This window comes from Gilliamella sp. B3783 (assembly GCF_026536125.1).
GTDB lineage: Bacteria > Pseudomonadota > Gammaproteobacteria > Enterobacterales > Orbaceae > Gilliamella.
In genome coordinates this window covers 24,206-43,314 of the sequence record NZ_JAFNOU010000014.1, presented here as the reverse complement: position 1 = coordinate 43,314, position 19,109 = coordinate 24,206, and the positions used below count along the sequence as shown (strand labels likewise).

Sequence of the window (19,109 nt, the reverse complement as noted above, 5' to 3'; positions counted from 1 at the left end):
TTAAAGTTGTTTTACCATGGTCAACGTGGCCGATTGTACCAACGTTAACGTGGGGTTTTGTACGTTCAAATTTTTCTTTAGACATCTTAATGTTCCTTTATTTAACCACTTCCCTAATTCAATAGGGAAGTGTTACTTTATTTATATAAATAATTATTTCGCTTTACGAGCTTCAATAATTGCGGTTGCAATATTTGTTGGTGCTTCATTGTACTTCAAGAACTCCATTGAGTAAGAAGCACGACCTTGTGTTTGTGAACGAAGGTCTGTTGCATAACCAAACATTTCTGAAAGTGGAACTTGTGCTTTAACTGTTTTACCAGTTGCAGTATCTTCCATACCTTCGATCATACCACGACGACGGTTTAAGTCACCGATAACGTCACCCATATAATCTTCAGGGGTTTCAACTTCTACTTTCATAATCGGTTCTAAAAGCACAGGTTTAGCTTTCATGAAGCCTTCTTTAAATGCCATTGAACCGGCAATTTTAAATGCCATTTCTGATGAGTCGACATCATGGTAAGAACCATCAAAGATAGTGACTTCAACATCAACAATTGGGTAACCAGCAAGAACACCGTTTTTCATTTGTTCTTGACAGCCTTTATCAACTGCTGGGATGTATTCTTTAGGAACCACACCACCAACAATTTCGTTGTTGAATTTGTAGCCTTCGCCACCCGCTTCCAATGGTTTGATTTTTAACCATACATGACCATATTGACCACGACCACCAGACTGACGAACAAATTTACCTTCTTGTTCAACTTCATTGCGAATTGTTTCACGGTAAGCAACTTGTGGTTTACCAACATTTGCTTCCACTTTAAATTCACGTTTCATACGGTCAACGATGATTTCTAAGTGTAGTTCACCCATACCAGAAATAATGGTTTGACCTGATTCTTCATCAGTGTGTACACGGAATGAAGGATCTTCTTGTGCTAGTCGACCTAAAGCAAGACCCATTTTTTCTTGGTCAGCTTTAGTTTTTGGTTCTACTGCAACAGAAATAACGGGTTCAGGGAACTCCATTCTTTCAAGAATGATAGGTGCGCTTTCAGCACATAGTGTATCACCTGTTGTTACATCTTTAAGACCGATTGCCGCAGCGATGTCACCAGCGCGAACTTCTTTGATTTCTTCACGTTTGTTAGCGTGCATCTGAACGATACGACCAAAGCGTTCTTTTTTATCTTTAACAGAGTTAAGAACAGTATCACCAGAGTTAACCACACCAGAGTAAACACGGAAGAATGTTAAGTTACCAACAAATGGGTCAGTTGCAATTTTAAATGCTAATGATGAGAATGGTTCATCATCACTTGAATGACGTTCTGCTGGTTCACCATCTGGTAATTCACCTTTAATCGCTGGAACATCAGTCGGTGCTGGTAAATATTCAACAACTGCATCAAGCATGAATTGAACACCTTTATTTTTAAAGGCACTACCACAAGTTACTAAGATGATTTCATTAGCAAGTACGCGTTCACGTAATGCTTTTTTCACTTCTTCTTCAGTTAACTCTTCACCACCAAGGTATTTTTCCATTAACTCTTCGTTTGCTTCAGCTGCAGCTTCCATTAAGTTAGCACGCCATTCTTCGACTTGCTCAACCATGTCAGCAGGCACATCTTCATAAGTAAATGTTACGCCTTGATCAGCATCGTTCCAGTTAATTGCTTTACGTTTAAGTAAATCAACTACACCAGTAAATCCTTCTTCAGCACCGATTGGTAATACTAATGGAACAGGTACTGCTGCTAAACGTGTTTTGATTTGTTCTACAACACGTAAAAAGTTAGCACCCATACGGTCCATTTTGTTTACAAATGCGATACGTGGAACTTTATATTTGTTTGCTTGGCGCCATACTGTTTCTGATTGAGGTTGAACACCACCAACCGCACAGTAAACCATAACTGCACCATCAAGTACACGCATAGAACGTTCAACTTCGATTGTGAAGTCAACGTGTCCCGGGGTGTCGATGATATTGATACGGTGTGGTTCAAATTGTTGTCCCATACCAGACCAGAATGCAGTGGTCGCCGCTGACGTGATAGTAATACCACGTTCTTGTTCTTGTTCCATCCAGTCCATGGTAGCTGCGCCATCATGAACTTCACCAATTTTATGACTTACACCAGTGTAAAACAAAATACGTTCAGTTGTTGTCGTTTTACCTGCGTCAATGTGTGCACTGATACCGATATTGCGGTAGCGTGCTATAGGGGTTGTACGAGCCATATTAATCCTCTATTTAGAATCGTTTGCTTAATAAAATATCATTTAGGTGGACTGACAGTAGATATGTGCTGTCAGTCTATTTTCAAGCCACTTAATATAAGTGGTTGATTACCAACGATAGTGTGCAAACGCTCTATTAGCCTCAGCCATACGATGAACATCTTCACGTTTTTTCACAGCGGTACCTTTGTTTTCAAAAGCATCCATAAGTTCATTCGCTAGGCGTAAAGCCATTGATTTATCGCCACGTTTACGTGCAGCATCTACAATCCAACGCATTGCAAGTGCATTTCGACGAACAGGACGCACTTCAACAGGAACTTGGTATGTAGAACCACCAACGCGACGAGACTTAACTTCTACAGTTGGTCTTACGTTATCTAGTGCAACTTCGAAAGCTGCTAAGTGGTCTTTTCCACTACGCTCAGCTAATTTATCAAGAGCTGAATATACGATTGATTCTGCGATAGATTTTTTACCATCTACCATTAAAATATTGACAAATTTTGCCAGTAAATCTGAACCGAATTTCGGATCAGGTAAAATTTTTCTTTGACCGACAACATGACGACGTGGCATTGGAATACTCCGTTTATATGTTATAAATTTTCAGGTTTACCCAAAACTCAAATGAGTTAAATGGAATTTTATAGTTTGGCCTTACTTAACGGAGTACCATTAAGCTTTAGGTCGTTTTACACCGTATTTAGAACGGCTTTGTTTGCGATCTTTAACACCTGCGCAGTCTAATGCACCGCGAACAGTATGATAACGAACACCAGGTAAATCTTTAACACGACCACCGCGGATTAAAATCACGCTATGTTCTTGTAAGTTATGACCTTCACCACCGATATAAGAAGTCACTTCAAAACCGTTGGTTAAACGTACACGGCATACTTTACGTAATGCTGAGTTAGGTTTTTTCGGTGTAGTTGTGTAAACACGTGTACAAACACCGCGTTTTTGCGGGCATGCTTCAAGGGCAGGAACGTTACTTTTCGCTTCCTTTAGGGCTCTTGGTTTGCGTACCAGCTGATTAATTGTTGCCATTAATAAGCTCCTGATTAATTAAAATAAATTTAAAATTGCATTTTAGATACGTAATTAATAACTGTAGACCAAAACCTATGTATATAAGTTTTGGGTCGCAAGATTCTAGACCCCAACAGGCATAATGTCAAGTATTACCACAAGTTGTTTGTCGGGTTTAACACATATTTAATATCAATATCAGTTAGGTATAGTTGAGTATCATCGGTAGGCGAATTATTTTTATCTTAGTAAGATTTTTAGCTACTAAAATAGTCTTTATTATACAGTTAGTTGTAATTGATAGTTTGAGTTTAGGTACACTTGTATTTTATGTGTAATTATTAACATAGTTTTATCGATAAAGATTAAAATTATATTAATCAAATTTTTGCATTAAAAAATGGTAATATTATACTGGATCTTGAATTTACCCTGTATCAAATAACATCGATGAAAAGCGAATCTTACAAAGTTGTTTTACTCTTTAATGCAAACAATATTTATGACCGCCAAATATTAAAGGGCATAGGCGATTATTTGAAATTACATAATATTCATTGGAATATTTATATTTCAGAAACCCTGCGTTATGATGCAAAAGCCGCTTTTCATTTTGATTGTGATGGGATTATTGCCAATTTTGATGATCCGGATATTGAAGATTTGCTGGCTAAAGAAACCATTCCTATTATTGGTGTTGGCAGCTCTTACCATGATCACGTAAGCTATCCAAACGTACCTTATGTGGCAGCTGATAATTATGCCATTATCGAAAGTGCGTTTAATCATCTATGCGAAAAAGGCATCTATCAATTTGCTTTTTATAGTATACCAACAACGCGATATTGCCGCTGGGCAGCAGTAAGAGAAAAAATATTTGAGCAGATCTTAGCGCAAAAAGGCTACCAAGGGGTTATATATCAAGGTATGACCACCTCGCTGGATAATTGGCAAGAAAGCCTAGATAAACTGTCTAAATGGTTACTCACTTTACCGATTAATACAGGCATTATTGCAGTCAATGACGCCAGGGCGCATCATATTTTGCAAGCTTGTGATAGGGTGGGAATAAAAATACCTGAACAGTTATGTTTGATTGGGATTGATAATGAAGAAGTGATCAATAATTTGTCGATGGTGTCGTTATCGACTGTCAAGCAAGGGACTGAAGAGATGGGATTTAATGCGGCAAGTTTATTAAATAAACAGTTCGCAAAAGGCAAAATTTCAACAGAACCACTCCTTATAGCACCTAAAAAAATTATTGCTCGGCGCTCAACTGATTACCGATCAATACAAGATCCATATGTAATTCAAGCTATGCACTATATCCGCGATTATGCTTGTAAAGGAATTAAAGTTGAGCAAGTTATTTCTGAAATGCAAATATCTCGATCAAACTTAGAACTTCGTTTTAAAGCGTCATTAGGTAAAACAATTCATTGTGTCATTCATGAAGAAAAGTTTAATCGAGCCAAATACCTATTAATTGAATCTTCACTGTCGATTCAAATGATTTCTGAGCAGTGTGGTTACCCCTCTGTACAATACTTTTATTTTTTATTCAAAAAGCTTTATGGAATGACACCTAAAGATTATAGAAATAAGTATGCTGTCAATAAAACTTCATCATGATATCGCGTTAATAAAAATTAGGTTGTATCACTTTATCACCAGAAAAAAATTGCTTGTTACTGACAAAATTTTTCTGGTGTGAATAGACTATTTTTTAACTGAACCAATCGATAATATAGCTATACCCCCCATTGTTGCAAATATCAATGAAACGATAAAAATTGCAGAAAAGCCAAATACTGAAATAACAAAAGCAGCAATAATTGGCGCTAGTGCTTGGGTAATAGTATTGCCTAGATTGTAAATACCTAAAAAGAATGCTATGCGATTTTTATCGGGAATCACTTTTAAATTTAATAAATTGTCGAGTGAATTCCAGATCCCCATACCAATACCAGCAGTGAAGGCATAAATAAGGACACCATTTAGGTTTGGATAAATAAATAAGCTTATTGCACCAATACCTAAAAAGATGGTGGATAGTCCAACAGGTAGTTTTAGAATTTTTAATTTATCGGAGATTGGTCCTGCAATGAACCCCATTAAAATGCCTAATATAAGCATAATCAAATTAATTAGCTGAATTGAATTTTGGGTTGCTTGCGCATCATGGTGGATAAAATCGGTCATGATATATAATAAGTAACCTGCAATAGTAAAATTACTGACACCTTGAAAGAGTTTACCAATTAGCGCTAAGTAGTAGTCTCGTCCAATTGACCACTTAGGGAAAATTGTTAACGCACCACTAAAACTATTTTGCTTTCTGATTGCACGATGGGTGGTTGCTTGATTTAGATTAGCTGGCTCTCGCACTATGATGACAGCAATTAATATACCAATAAATGCCAGCACACCAAAGATAACAAAGCCAGACCGGAAATTACCTAAAAACATTGCAGCAATAATGGTAAAGCCATTATTACCAAGTGCCATTCCCAGCCCACCATAGGCACTCGATGCGGTGCCTTTTCTATCGTCAGCGGCAAAATCTATCCAAGCCACCATGGGCGCAACAATAAAATTCAATGCGATTTGACCAAATAACCAACAGCCCAGTAAAAAAGGTATGCTATCAGCCGTTGACGCTAATATCATAGCAAGCATGAAAGCGATGCCACCACAAATTATCCAAGGTGAGCGATTACCAAATTTTGAGCGTGTTCGATCTGATAAATAGCCTGCAAGCATATTGGATATTGCCGCAATCACCATACCGCAGGCAGAAAATAGGGCTAATAGATGGATCTTGTTGGCTTCATCAATTTGTTGAATTAATGCCGGTAAAAAGAGACTTGATGCAGCAATATATGGACCTAACCACGATGCAGGACCAATGATTAGCCCAGGGATAAGTCGAGTTAATGGAATCGTTATTTTCATAATATATCGCCTTAAATCTCAATCATTATTTATTACATAGTAATAGTCAAAGTCAGCATAAGATTGATGCTGATAGCTATCGACAGAGGCAATAAAATTAAATAAGCCAGTAAATCCACCTATTTCACCCGGCTCGCCATTAACGCCTTCATCAGATAAGTAAAGGACATCCAAATTACTCATGAAAGATAGCCAAGCGTTATCGCGTTTGTAAAATAGTTCAATAATACCTTGTTGATAGACTATTTTGAGTTCAACAACACCATGAGGTATAGCAACACGGTGATTGGTGAACTCGATTCGAACGCCTAACTTTGCTTGTAGAAGGCTAAGAACGGTAGTTTTTAGTTGTTCGCTATAGGTTAAGTGAAAGTAAATCCAATTATTGGCATCATAGTAAAGCCCAACGCCTGCCGTTTGTGAATAATGCTCGGGCTGGAATTCGACTTTGGTTTGAACGTGATAATTAAACGATGTGGTCCTTGTTGCCATGATAGCCGGATTAACTTGAGAAAATAGCGAATTTTGCCCATATATTCTGAGATGACTTGTGCGTTCATAGCTATTGACCCAATTAGTGGTTTGATTTCTATAAGGTGTCATAAAACGTAATGAATATGATCCATCAAACTCATCAATCACATCGTGATTGAGTGGCTTACCAAGTGGTAGTTCAGAGTCGAAATCCATTTTAGCTAAATTAGAACCATCAGCCATGACTAACCAACCGTCGTCAGTCCACTGCATTTTTTGGATTGAAGTTTCGCGTCCAAGTGGATTTAGTAATGTGTTTTTTATCGGTCTGGACATCAGATGAGCAATGTACCAATCGCCATTTTGTGTCTCAACTAGTGAACCATGTCCAGCTTTTTGCATGATTGAGTTAGGATTATACATTTCAAAATGACCCGCATCAGGATCGCCCAATGAAAATAGATGATTAGGCGAAGATGTCACAATGGGTTCTAATGATGGATGAGGTTGGTAAGGGCCAAAAATAGTTTTACTACGCCCAATTTCAATGCCATGTGCATAACCGGTCCCTCCAGCTGCGATTAACAGATAATAATAATCCTGTTTTTTATAAAGTTGTGGTGCTTCGGCGCAGCCTCGTGTGGTGAAACCTTGTGTAAGGCGAACCCAAGGGCTTACTAATTTTTTATGGTCTAAATCGATTTCGGCTATTACGATATGACCCGGTGCTTGATAACCTTGACGTGTTTCCCATTCTAAAATGGTTAAATAATGTTTACCATCCTCATCATGAAACAGTGCAGGATCAAAACCTATTGAGGTGATGTAGATAGGTGCAGACCAAGGACCCTGAATATTATCGGCACACGTTACATAGGTATCGGCATTAAATTCTCGTCCGGCCATATTGATCATGTGAGAGTAAATAAGCCAATATTTTTTGGTGATGCCATCGTACGATAAATGTGGGGCCCATATTCCTGCTGGTGTATGTGTTCCTGATAAATTAATTTCTCCTTGTTTAAACACATAGTCAATAAGTTGCCAATTGGCTAAATCAGTTGATTTAAAAATTTGTATCGCTGGTAGCCAATGAAAAGTCGAGGTTACAAGGTAATAAATATCATCGACACGAATAATCGATGGGTCGGGTGACATACCGGGTATAACGGGATTATTTATTTTTAGCATGTTATTTTTCTCTTATCGTTAAATTATTGATACTAAATGAAAAATATAAGTTGCATAACAGATAAATTAAAACGTGCTTTTCAATATAATTTATCTCTGTTTATTTTGTTATTATCAAATTTGGTTTTAAATTTATGAAATTTGGTTTATGAGATATTTGTCACAATCTGAAAAATATAAAAAAATTGGCAGGTAAATTAAGATTTTTAATTCTAAAAAAGATTTGTTTAGCACAGGTGGTGTGTAACAATCGCCAACCAAGTTGGCAGTAGTTTATTGACACAATAATGTTATGTTAACGCCTTTTTATTGGGAAGAGCGATTTACTTAGGTATTGATATGATTGGTTTTCGATAGTGAAAATAAAGGGGGAAGATAACGTGATTCCTTCCCCTTTGATGAATCATTAACACATGAGTGGTTTTAGTTGCTGATAAATCTGTCTAAAAATAGCGCGTTGTTGTTGATATAACTGATAATTGTCACGATTCGGTTGATGCAGTTGAATTACTTTTGGTGAAGGTAATAATTCGTTTATAGGGGTATCTGGATGGCAAGCAATTTGGGCTAGTTTAGCTGCCCCTAATGCTGGGCCGACTTCACCGCCTTCACAATATTCAATAGGATAACCAGAAATATCACAGATTAATTGTCGCCAGTAGGCACTTTTTGCCCCGCCACCAATTACCATTATTTTATCGGGCGAAATGCCGGTTTTCGCAACGACATCGATACCGTCAGCCAGTGCGTAACTGACACCTAACAATATGGCTTTAGCTAAGTCTACTTTGTTGTGCTGATTAGTTAAGCCAAAAAATACGCCTTTCGCTTCAGGATTATTATGTGGCGTTCTTTCGCCAGATAAATAAGGTAAAAATTGGACGGGAGGTTTAGCATCAGTTTGATCGGTTTGAATTAATGAAATTAGCGTAGGTACATCTTTGATTGATAATAATTGGCAGCCCCAATCAAGGCAAGATGCACAGCTTAACATTACGGACATAAGATGCCAACGATCTGGTAATGCATGACAAAAACTGTGAATGGCCTGTTCTGGTTGACTAACAAAATGATCTGTGACAGCAAAGTAGACGCCCGAGGTGCCAAGTGATAACATCGCTTGCCCTGATTGATAGAGCCCAACACCAATTGCGCCAGCTGCATTATCACCGCCACCAGCAACCACCGGAATGGTATTTATTCCCCAGCTTTTTGCAACTTTATCGTTGACATAACCGGTGATTTGATTACCTTCAAATAGCGTCGGCATATGATGCCTGCTTAGTCCGCAAGCGGCTAATAGATCATCATTCCAATCACGTTTTTCAACATCTAACCACATGGTACCGGCTGAATCTGACATGTCTGATGCCAATTGTCCGGTAATGTTAAGACGTAAATAATCTTTAGGCAGGAGTACTTTATCGATTTTGGCAAAAATGTCTGGCTCATGATTTTTAACCCATTTGATTTTAGGCGCAGTAAAGCCAGCCATCATTAAATTACCGGTAATTTTTCTTGAATTCGGGACTTGCTGTTCTAATTGATGACACTCGGCATCGCAGCGGCCATCATTCCATAAGATGGCTGGTCTTAAAATTTGCAATTGTTTATCTAATAATACTGCGCCATGCATTTGCCCACTTAAACCAATCGCTTTAACGTGTTGTAAATCATGCAGTGAACCAAGCTCATGCATTGCTATATTAGTCGCTTGCCACCATTGATTTGGATCTTGTTCTGACCAAAGCGGAAAAGGGCGAGACACGCTAAGAGGTTGTGTTGTCGATGCGATAATGTTTTGCTGTTCATCCATAAGAATGACTTTTATACCGGAAGTACCTAAATCAATACCAATATACATATATTTCTCCACTACAATGTTTATTAAGGCTACGGGTTTGTAGCCCTAATAAACTTATGTTGCCTAACGATTAGCCAAAAATGAACTTATTGACTAAGTTTTCAAGTTTTTCTTGCTCACCACTACGTGTTTTTGGTTGTAATTTATGTTTTAGACTATACTCTGCAATTTGTTGTAATGACATTTTTCCCTGTAATATATCGTTACCCAGTTGTTTATCCCAACCGGCATAACGATTGGTAACACATTGGTTTAATATTTGGCTTTCGAGCATTTTTGCCGCATTTTTTAATGATAACGCCATAGTATCAATGGCACCAATATGACCATAAAAGACATCGTACTTATCAACGCTTTGACGACGAATTTTGGCGTCAAAATTTAGCCCACCTGTTTTAAAGCCACCGCTTTTTAGGATTTCATACATGACAAGAGTATTTTCTTCGACACTATTTGGAAATTGATCGGTATCCCAACCTAATTGCGGATCGCCTCGATTGGCATCAAGCGAACCAAAAATATCAAGAGAGATAGCTGAGGCAACTTCATGTTGAAAAGAGTGACCAGCAAGAGTGGCATGATTAGCTTCGATGTTAACTTTTATCTCGTTTTCTAGTCCAAATTGTTTTAAGAAGCCATAAATAGTGGCAACATCATAATCATACTGATGTTTGGTGGGCTCTTGAGGTTTAGGTTCGATTAGTAACGCACCTTTGAAGCCAATTTTATGTTTGTTTTCAACAACCAATTGCATAAATTTACCCAGTTGTTGTCTTTCTTTACGCAGATCGGTATTTAAAAGTGTTTCATAGCCTTCACGACCTCCCCATAGCACATAATTTTGTCCACCAAGTTTATGTGTGGCATTCATCGCATGGACAACTTGCGTTGCAGCACAAGCAAAAACTTCTGGATCAGGATTAGTTGCTGCACCCGCTGCATATTTCGGATTAGTGAAACAATTTGCTGTACCCCAAAGTAGGTTAACGCCCGTTTGTTGTTGTTTTTCTAGCAAAATGTCAGTCATCGTGGATAAATTATTGATGTATTCTTGAATTGAACTCCCCTCAGGTGAAACATCCACGTCATGAAAAGCATAAAAAGGAACATTCATTTTGTAGAAAAACTCAAAAGCAATCTCGGCTTTTGCTTTAGCATTGATTAAAGGATCACTACTTTTTTGCCAAGGATAATCAAACGAACCAGAACCAAACATATCGGTACCTGCCCAACAAAATGTATGCCAATAGCAGATTGAAAAACGTAAATGTTCAGCCATTGTTTTACCTAAAATTATCTGGTTTGGATCATAATGTCGAAATGCAAAAGGATTATCTGATTGTGTTCCTTCATAGTTGATTCTATCTATTTTGTCGTAATATTGATTCATAATATTCCTCTAAATGATGCCTAATAAGTTAATGAGAAAGTTATCTTTGCTTGTTTTAATTTAGTGTTAAGCACAGTTGTGTTAATACGTTGTAATCAATATGCATTAAATTTGAAACTAACGACAATTATTAAATTTTGTAATTATTTTATGTTTTTTTATTTTTGTGATGCAGATCAAACTCTATAAGCACGTCTAGTGACATGTTTGGTAATGAATGATTTTTTTGACTGAATAATGCGGATTTTTGAAGATTAGCTGGTTGGTAAGTAACTAAGCTATTACTACGGTGTTAATCGTAGCAATAGCTGTTTAAATTAGTGATGATCAATAAAGATAAATTTTAATGCGAACAATAATGCAAAAATAATTACACAAAGATTGAGTTCTTTAAATTTACCTGTACAGGTTTTTAATACCACATAGGAGATAAAACCAAGCGCAACACCTTCAGTAATTGCAAAGGCAAAAGGCATCATCAAAGCGGTAATAAATGCAGGCGTTGCATCGGTTAAATCAGACCAGTTAACTTTGACTAAACTTGAAACCATTAAAATACCGACAAATATGAGTGCGCCAGATGTGGCATAACTTGGTACTAAATGTGCAAGCGGTGATAAAAAGGTCATCAGTAAGAATAAGATTCCAACCACAACAGCTGTTAAGCCAGTCCGTCCACCAACCGAAATACCCGCAGAACTTTCAATATAAGTTAATACAGATGATGTACCAAATAATCCGCCTAGAGATGAGCTAAAGCTATCGATTAATAGTGCTTGACGCATTTTAGGAAAGCGTCCTTTTTCGTCCGAAATGCCTGCTTTGTCGGTTAAGGCTAAAATTGTGCCTGATGAATCAAATAAGCTAACAATCATCACTGAAAAAATCACACCCATAATACCAATGTTGAATGAGCCAGCAAGATCGACATGACCAACAACTGGTGCGACGCTCGGTGGCACTGCCGCTACACCTTGATACGTAATATTAGGATCAAGCCATAACGCCAGTAGGGTGACTACAAATATTGAAATTAAAACCGCTGCATGGAAATTGCGCGCTGCTAAAATAATAATAATAAAAAAACCAAGAGAGCCTAATAAGACTTTGAGTGATAAGATATTGCCCATGGTTAAGAGTGTTGCCGGTGAACTCACGACTATGCCCATATTTTGGAAGCCCATAAAGGCAATAAATAGTCCAATACCTGCGCTAATTCCTACTCGTAAACATTGTGGAATATGCTCAATTAACCAATGACGTACTTTAAACAGTGATAAAGCAAAAAAGACTAAAGAACCCCAAAATATCGCGCCCATGCCAATTTGCCAGGAATAGCCCATTGCGCCGCAAATCCCATAAGCAAAAAAAACGTTAAGTCCCATCGCGGGGGCTAATGCGATTGGTAAATTGGCAAATAAACCCATTAAAATAGTGGCAACAGCTGTCACCACACAGGTGAGAACAAATACCGCAGAAGTATCCATGCCGGTTGCAGATAAGATAGACGGGTTAACAAAGATGATATAAACCATAGTAAGAAAGGTGGTACAACCAGCAATGATTTCGGTGCCAATGGTGGTTTTTTTCTCTCTCAATTGAAATACTTTTTCGAATATTGAATTCATAAGTTAAGGCCTAATTTTGATTGATAATAGTCAATGTGCATTTAGTGTGTTTTTGCTGTGTTTATCTAAAATTTTTGTAAGCCAAAAATAGAAAAGATGCGAAGTATTCGCTCCACATCTTACAATAAACAGAGTTTTTACTGCGTTATTATTGCCAGTTATTTATTTAGGTCAAGTGTTATTCTATCGGACTACCATTTCCTGCAGCAAGATTAGCATTTACCGGAATATCTATTTTAACTTTTAAATTATTGTTAGTATTTGAAGTTTCCATATCAATCGACATGGTTTGACTAACTTGATAGTGATTATTTGTTTCATGTTCTTTATCAATATTAAGAAACTGTAAAAGGTGATTTGCAATCTCTTCTTCACCGGTAACAACTTTGGTTGCACCATGTTCTTCAATATATTCGATTTCATCTTCGTAAAATGCTCGCACATAAATTTCTAAATCAGGATTCACCGTTTTTGCCTGTTGCGATATTTCTGCTGATTTATAGCCATTTGGCGAGGTAATAATTAACCATTTGGCTGATTTGATATGAGCAAAATTGAGGATCCCCGGCTTTATTGCATTACCAAATACCGCAATTAATCCATCATGGCGAATTTTTTCAACTAAAGTTAGTGACGGCTCGATCACAATAAACGGCACGTGATGGGCAATTAATTTTTCGGCAATCATACTACCTAATCTATCATAGCCAATTAAAATAGCATGGTTTTTAACCTCGGGTATTTGTTGGTTAATTTCAATAATGGGATCAATCATTCTATCAACAATGTTTTCAGTGCGTGATAAGTAGTATTCGAGCAAATTAAATATGAAGGGATTTAGCACAATAGATATGATAGAACCAGCTAAAATTAGGCTATGCGCTTCATCAGGAAAGATCTGTAAAGTGATACCTAATGCCGCAAGAATATAAGCAAACTCACCAATTTGCGCCAGACTTGCTGAAATAGTTAAAGCGGTGCGTTTAGAATAACCAAATAATCTGACTATCAAATATGCAGCAAGTGATTTGCCTAAAATGATTATTACAATAACCGACAATACGGCAATAGGATGAATCAGTAATATTTGGGGTTTGAATAACATTCCAACTGAAACAAAAAATAGTACGGCAAAGGCATCTTTTAATGGCAAGATATTTTTAGCGGCCCGATGGCTGAGATCTGATTCAGTTAATACCATTCCGGCAAAAAAAGCGCCCAATGCAAATGAAGCGCCAAACAGTTGTACTGCTGCTAAAGCAATACCTAAAGCAATAGCAAGTACGGTTAGTGTGAACAGCTCTTCAGAACCTGTTGCGGCACTTTTGGCTAATAGCCAAGGAATTGTTCGTCGACCAATTACAATCATGATAGCGATAAAAAGAATTACAAGACCTATAGTTTTGGCGACTTCTTTGACAATATCGATTGTATTATAGTTATCGCTATCACTAAACATGGTAGCAATCGCCGGTAGCAATACTAACGTTAACACCATGACCAAATCTTCCACAATTAGCCATCCCACTGCAATTTTACCGCGACGACTCTCTATCAGATTTCGATCTTCTAGGGCTCTGAGTAATACAACTGTACTTGCAGTAGATAAGCACAGCCCAAACACTAATCCCGTTAAAATCGGCCATCCAATCAAGCTAGACATGCCCATTCCAAGTAATGTGGCAACGGTAATTTGAACAATTGCACCGGGAATAGCAATGTTTTTTACTTGCATAAGATCTTTTAATGAAAAGTGTAACCCTACACCAAACATTAATAAAATAATGCCAATTTCTGCTAGTTCTTGCACAATTGATGTATCTGCAACAAATCCAGGTGTTGTGGGGCCAACAATAATACCGGCAATAAGATAACCGACTAGCGGGGAAATACGTAAACGATTAGCGAGTAATCCAAGTAGGGTGGCAAGTACAATGCCGCCGATGATGGCAATGAGTAAAGGCCCGGTGTCATGCATGTATACCTCCTAGCTTTGTAAAGGGTGAGTTTGAAAGTATGGAGTGTGTTAATGTTAACATAACATGATGATTTTTTGAATTAATAGATACAGTTATTCACCAATCACTGTAACAGGTAAATAGTTTGGTTTAAGCTTTATTTACTGTTCTTTGATAGGAATACTTGCTCTCAAATAAAATCGGCAATTTAACTATTTTATGCTTTAAGTCGGACAGTTAAACGATGTAGCTTTGATTGGATAAACAAACGGCGCTTTTTAATCAAGAGTTAACTTAGTTTTAGCCCACTTAGGTGGGCTAATGCATTTTATGCTAACTGTGTTATGCCGGTTTGTTCAGTGTCATTTTAACCTTAAGAATACGGTGACTGTCTACTTTGGTCGTTTCAATCGCTTTAAAAAAGGGGGATTGAGTCTTGCTTTGGTAGGGGACCAAACCATTTGTGATTGGTTCGATAGGTAACAAGTGCACTTTCATGAGGAGTTAACTTAGTTTTAGCCCACTTAGGTGGGCTAACTCATTTTATGCTAATTGTGTTATGCCGGTTTGTTCAGTGTAATTTTGACTTTAAGAATACGGTGACTTTCTACCTCGGCAATTTCAAATTGATAATCGCCAATTTGGATGGTATCGCCAACATTAAGCAAATGCTGCGCTTTTTCCATTAAAAGTCCCGCTAATGTATGATATTCTCTTTTATCATCAATAGGGATTGGGACAAATCGGATCAATTCTTCAACAGGAATATAACCATTGGCTATCCAACTATTATCCTCTAAGCATTGAATATCATGTTTGGCGTCGATTTCCTCTTCTTCGGTTGGAAAGTCCCCCGCGATGGTTTCAATAATATCTGTGACAGTCACAACACCTTGCATTGAACCAAATTCATCAACTACAAAGGCAAAATGGGTTTTAGCTTTTTTAAATTGCTCTAACGCAACTAATAACGAGACTGTTTCTGGAAAAATCAGCGGTTGTTTTATTAGTGCATTAATATCAATCGGCTCTTTGTTTTGTAGCACATCTTTTAAAAGATCATTAACCTGAATAATACCTAATGGTTCATCAATTGAAGCTGTATCAGTCACCACTAATCGAGAATGTGGATTATCGAAAATTTCTTTTAAAATAACTTCACGATTTTCATTAATGTTGATCATATCAACATTTAATCTCGAGGTCATAATACTGCTTACCGAACGCTGTGCAAGTCCGAGTACTCGTTCAACCATACTCAGTTCTTGATGATTAAATACTGATACTTTTTTATTGGCATCAGATACAACATCAACGGTATGCGTGTCTGGATCTTCTTCGGCATCGCCTTTAAGTAAATGTAATATGGCTTCGGCAGTGCGTTCACGTAATGGTTTTTTGTTTAACGCTTTACGGCGATTAAAGATCGCTAATTGATTGAAAAATTCAATCATAATCGAGAAGCCAATTGCGGCGTATAAGTAACCTTTAGGTATTGCAAAACCAAACCCTTCAGCAACTAAACTAAACCCAATCATCAATAGAAAACTTAAACAGAGGATAACGATTGTTGGATGTGAATTAACAAAATTGGCAAGCGGTTTACTGGCGACCATCATGATTCCAATTGCTATACATACTGCAATTATCATGACTGGAATATGTTCTACCATCCCAACAGCAGTAATCACCGAATCGAGCGAAAATACCGCATCAAGTACGACAATTTGTGCAACAACGGTCCAAAAATGAGATGTTTTTTTCGGTTTGCCATCTTCCTGTGAAGCACCTTCAAGTCGTTCATTGAGCTCCATGGTGGCTTTAAATAGTAAAAATATCCCTCCAATTAACATAATTAATTGGCGTGCATTAAAACTTATTCCTGAGATTGAAAATAATGGCGTTGTAAGGGTGACTAACCAGCCGGCAAACATTAGTAAAATAATGCGTGTAATTAATGCAAAAGCAAGTCCCGTGACGCGTGCTTTATCTCGTTGTTGGGGAGGAAGTTTCTCGGCAAGAATGGCAATGAAAACAATGTTATCAATACCAAGGACGATTTCAAGTACAACCAGAGTAGATAAACCAATCCAGATTGTAGGATCCATGATCCATTCCATATGTCAGGTGATTACCTCTAATAAATACAGCACATGCTGCCTAGTAATTCTGTCTGTAATTGACTAAATAATCAATAAAATATTTATAATTTTTGTCAAAATTTAGTGGTTTTGTGATTAAGAGTGGGGCGGTTTTTTACTTTAATGTAGGTGTTTCTTTGAAGTTTTGAACGAGATTGGGTGATTTTGGGGTAGGGTGAGGTTTTTGGTTCAGTGATTTTTTTATAACGATAATGGGGTCTGAGTAAAGAGGGGAGTGTTAGGGGATTTCGCAAAAAATCCCCTAACTCGGACGTGTTCACTAAAAAAGAAAAATCAGCAAAACGACTAACTTCCGAAACCCAAACCAAACAAAAAAATCTAAGGAAAATCGGGGTTTTAGTATAGAACTCTAAATCTTGAAAATTCTGCATCAATAAGCTAAGACGCTTATTAAAGCTCATATCCGCGTAATTACAACGTGCCGACAACTGAGCGCGGTTAGCATGCCAAACAGGGATGTTTGGCAAGGCGCTGTTTTGTCAGGAACAAATCAGCGGCGGTGCGTAAGACCGCACGAAGGCGGAGGGAAGTCGCAGACCACTTTGTCCTTGTGCTGCGAGGGGTTGTTAGGGGATTTCGCAAAAAATCCCCTAACTCGGACGTGTTTACAGATAAGAAAAATCAGCAAAACGACTAACGTCCGAAACTCAAACCAAACAAAAAAATCTCTTTTAAGAAATTAAGAAATTTAAAAAACAAATTTGATGGATAAGTAGAAATGATTCCTGACAAAAATCACCAATCCTTAGCTGCGCCAGAACGTTGGCGTAAATAATACTAACAAGGTGAAGATTTCTAATCGGCCAAATAACATATCGACAACCATTACCCATTTAACTAAATCACTAACAGTTGCAAAGTTATCGCTAACACTACCTAACCCAACACCTAAGTTATTTAGGGATGAGGAGACAATGTAAAAAGAATCAGTTGCATCAACGCCTGTGCCCATAATTATAAATAGACTGATTAAAAAGACTAATGCATAGGCAGAAAAGAATCCCCAAACCGCTTCGATGATACGTTCGGGTACGACGCGGTTATTGAGTTTTAAGGTATAAATTGCGTTAGGGTGAATTAAACGCTTTAATTCACGCGATCCTTGCATAAAAAGTAACAATACACGCACTACCTTTAATCCACCACCGGTAGAACCAGCGCAGCCACCGATAAATGATGCAGAGAGTAAGAAAATAGGTAATGAAGACGGCCAAGTATTAATATCATCAACCGTAAAGCCAACGGTTGCGGCTATTGAGACTACTTGTAATATAATTTTATCAATACTTAGATGGCGTTGTGGTTGATAGACATAAATAACAAAAGCACAGATAATAATTAAAATTATAAGAATAAAAAGGAAGGTTCTAAACTCTTGATCTCGCCAATAAACACTGATAGAAAACCCATTTAGTGCCGCAAAATGTAGTGCAAAATTACAACCCGATAAAATTAGAAAAATGGTCACAATATAATTAATGGCCGGGCTATTAAAATAAGCTAGATTATTATCATGAGTTGAAAATCCGCCCATCGAAATCGTCGAGAAACTGTGTGAAATGGCATCAAATACATTCATGCCAGCAAGCCATAAGCAAACAGCACATAAGGTGGTGAGCAAAATGTAAATTGACCACAGTGTTTTTGCTGTTTCGGCAATACGTGGTCGCATTTTACTATCTTTTTGTGGGCCAGGAATTTCGGCCCGATAAAGCTGCATGCCCCCAACCCCTAATAATGGTAAAATGGCTACGGCTAATACGATGATACCCATCCCGCCGAGCCATTGTAGCAACTGACGGTAAAAAAGTAGTGCTTTAGGTAGATGGTCAAGATGCACAATAGTGGTTGCGCCCGTTGTGGTCAAGCTAGAAAACGATTCAAAAAAAGCTGTGGTTAAGTTAAGGTTGATATGGTTGTCAAAAATAAAGGGAAAAGCGCCGATAGTCCCTAATACTAACCAAAATAGTACAACAATAAAAAAACCTTCACGCGTAGTAAGTTCATGGCGATGATTTCGATTAGGAAGCCATAAAACACAACCTAAAACTAATGATGCGAAAAATGAACGGACAAAAATCGCTCCCGCACCATCACGATAAATCAACGCGACTAATGCTGGTAAAAGCATAAATATCGATAATAAGGCTATTAACAATCCAACGATTCTGATAATTGAACGCCAATGCATCA

Annotated in this window: 13 protein-coding genes; 1 reads left to right on the top strand and 12 read right to left on the bottom strand. The window is 37.6% G+C overall.

The annotated features are described in order from the left end of the window. The 4 genes from J3U59_RS11895 to rpsL all read right to left on the bottom strand — a co-directional run. Positions 1 to 85: GTP-binding protein (locus tag J3U59_RS11895; protein WP_010312103.1), on the bottom strand; the 85-nt coding region annotated here is incomplete at its 3' end. Positions 86 to 153: 68 nt separating this feature from the next. After that, complete coding sequence (fusA, locus tag J3U59_RS11890; protein ID WP_065633264.1) at positions 154 to 2,256, bottom strand: elongation factor G; 2,103 nt, start codon at positions 2,254 to 2,256, stop codon at positions 154 to 156. 108 nt (positions 2,257 to 2,364) lie between these two features. Beyond that, positions 2,365 to 2,835 carry a 30S ribosomal protein S7 gene (gene rpsG / locus J3U59_RS11885; protein WP_065633265.1) on the bottom strand — a complete coding sequence of 157 codons (471 nt, stop codon included), beginning with the start codon at positions 2,833 to 2,835 and terminating at the stop codon, positions 2,365 to 2,367. A 99-nt stretch (positions 2,836 to 2,934) separates the two neighbouring features. Further along, positions 2,935 to 3,309: a 30S ribosomal protein S12 gene (rpsL, locus tag J3U59_RS11880; RefSeq protein ID WP_034883792.1), complete on the bottom strand. Its 375-nt coding sequence runs from the start codon at positions 3,307 to 3,309 to the stop codon at positions 2,935 to 2,937. A gap of 432 nt (positions 3,310 to 3,741) precedes the next feature. Here rpsL and J3U59_RS11875 point away from each other — a divergent pair, with 432 nt between their 5' ends. Continuing rightward, on the top strand, positions 3,742 to 4,926 hold the full coding sequence (locus J3U59_RS11875; protein WP_267346542.1) for a XylR family transcriptional regulator: 1,185 nt from the start codon (positions 3,742 to 3,744) through the stop codon (positions 4,924 to 4,926). Positions 4,927 to 5,013: 87 nt separating this feature from the next. Here the strand turns inward: J3U59_RS11875 and J3U59_RS11870 are convergent, their stop codons facing one another. The 8 genes from J3U59_RS11870 to J3U59_RS11835 form a co-directional block, all read right to left on the bottom strand. Continuing rightward, the gene (locus J3U59_RS11870) at positions 5,014 to 6,252 is read right to left on the bottom strand and encodes an MFS transporter (RefSeq protein ID WP_416379620.1); all 1,239 of its coding nucleotides are present in this window, start codon (positions 6,250 to 6,252) and stop codon (positions 5,014 to 5,016) included. Between the two features lie 15 nt (positions 6,253 to 6,267). Beyond that, complete coding sequence (locus J3U59_RS11865) at positions 6,268 to 7,914, bottom strand: family 43 glycosylhydrolase (RefSeq protein ID WP_267334520.1); 1,647 nt, start codon at positions 7,912 to 7,914, stop codon at positions 6,268 to 6,270. A gap of 406 nt (positions 7,915 to 8,320) precedes the next feature. Continuing rightward, a complete protein-coding gene (gene xylB / locus J3U59_RS11860) occupies positions 8,321 to 9,778 on the bottom strand; it encodes a xylulokinase (RefSeq protein ID WP_267334522.1) in 1,458 nt (485 codons plus the stop codon). 70 nt (positions 9,779 to 9,848) lie between these two features. Next, the gene (gene xylA / locus J3U59_RS11855; protein WP_267334524.1) at positions 9,849 to 11,168 is read right to left on the bottom strand and encodes a xylose isomerase; all 1,320 of its coding nucleotides are present in this window, start codon (positions 11,166 to 11,168) and stop codon (positions 9,849 to 9,851) included. Positions 11,169 to 11,485: 317 nt separating this feature from the next. Continuing rightward, positions 11,486 to 12,796: an NCS2 family permease gene (locus J3U59_RS11850; protein ID WP_267334526.1), complete on the bottom strand. Its 1,311-nt coding sequence runs from the start codon at positions 12,794 to 12,796 to the stop codon at positions 11,486 to 11,488. Positions 12,797 to 12,974: 178 nt separating this feature from the next. After that, positions 12,975 to 14,774: a YbaL family putative K(+) efflux transporter gene (gene ybaL / locus J3U59_RS11845; RefSeq protein WP_416379617.1), complete on the bottom strand. Its 1,800-nt coding sequence runs from the start codon at positions 14,772 to 14,774 to the stop codon at positions 12,975 to 12,977. Positions 14,775 to 15,311: 537 nt separating this feature from the next. Further along, the gene (locus J3U59_RS11840; protein ID WP_416379618.1) at positions 15,312 to 16,874 is read right to left on the bottom strand and encodes a TerC family protein; all 1,563 of its coding nucleotides are present in this window, start codon (positions 16,872 to 16,874) and stop codon (positions 15,312 to 15,314) included. A gap of 787 nt (positions 16,875 to 17,661) precedes the next feature. Beyond that, on the bottom strand, positions 17,662 to 19,107 hold the full coding sequence (locus J3U59_RS11835; RefSeq protein ID WP_267334564.1) for a TrkH family potassium uptake protein: 1,446 nt from the start codon (positions 19,105 to 19,107) through the stop codon (positions 17,662 to 17,664). Positions 19,108 to 19,109: the final 2 nt, after the last annotated feature.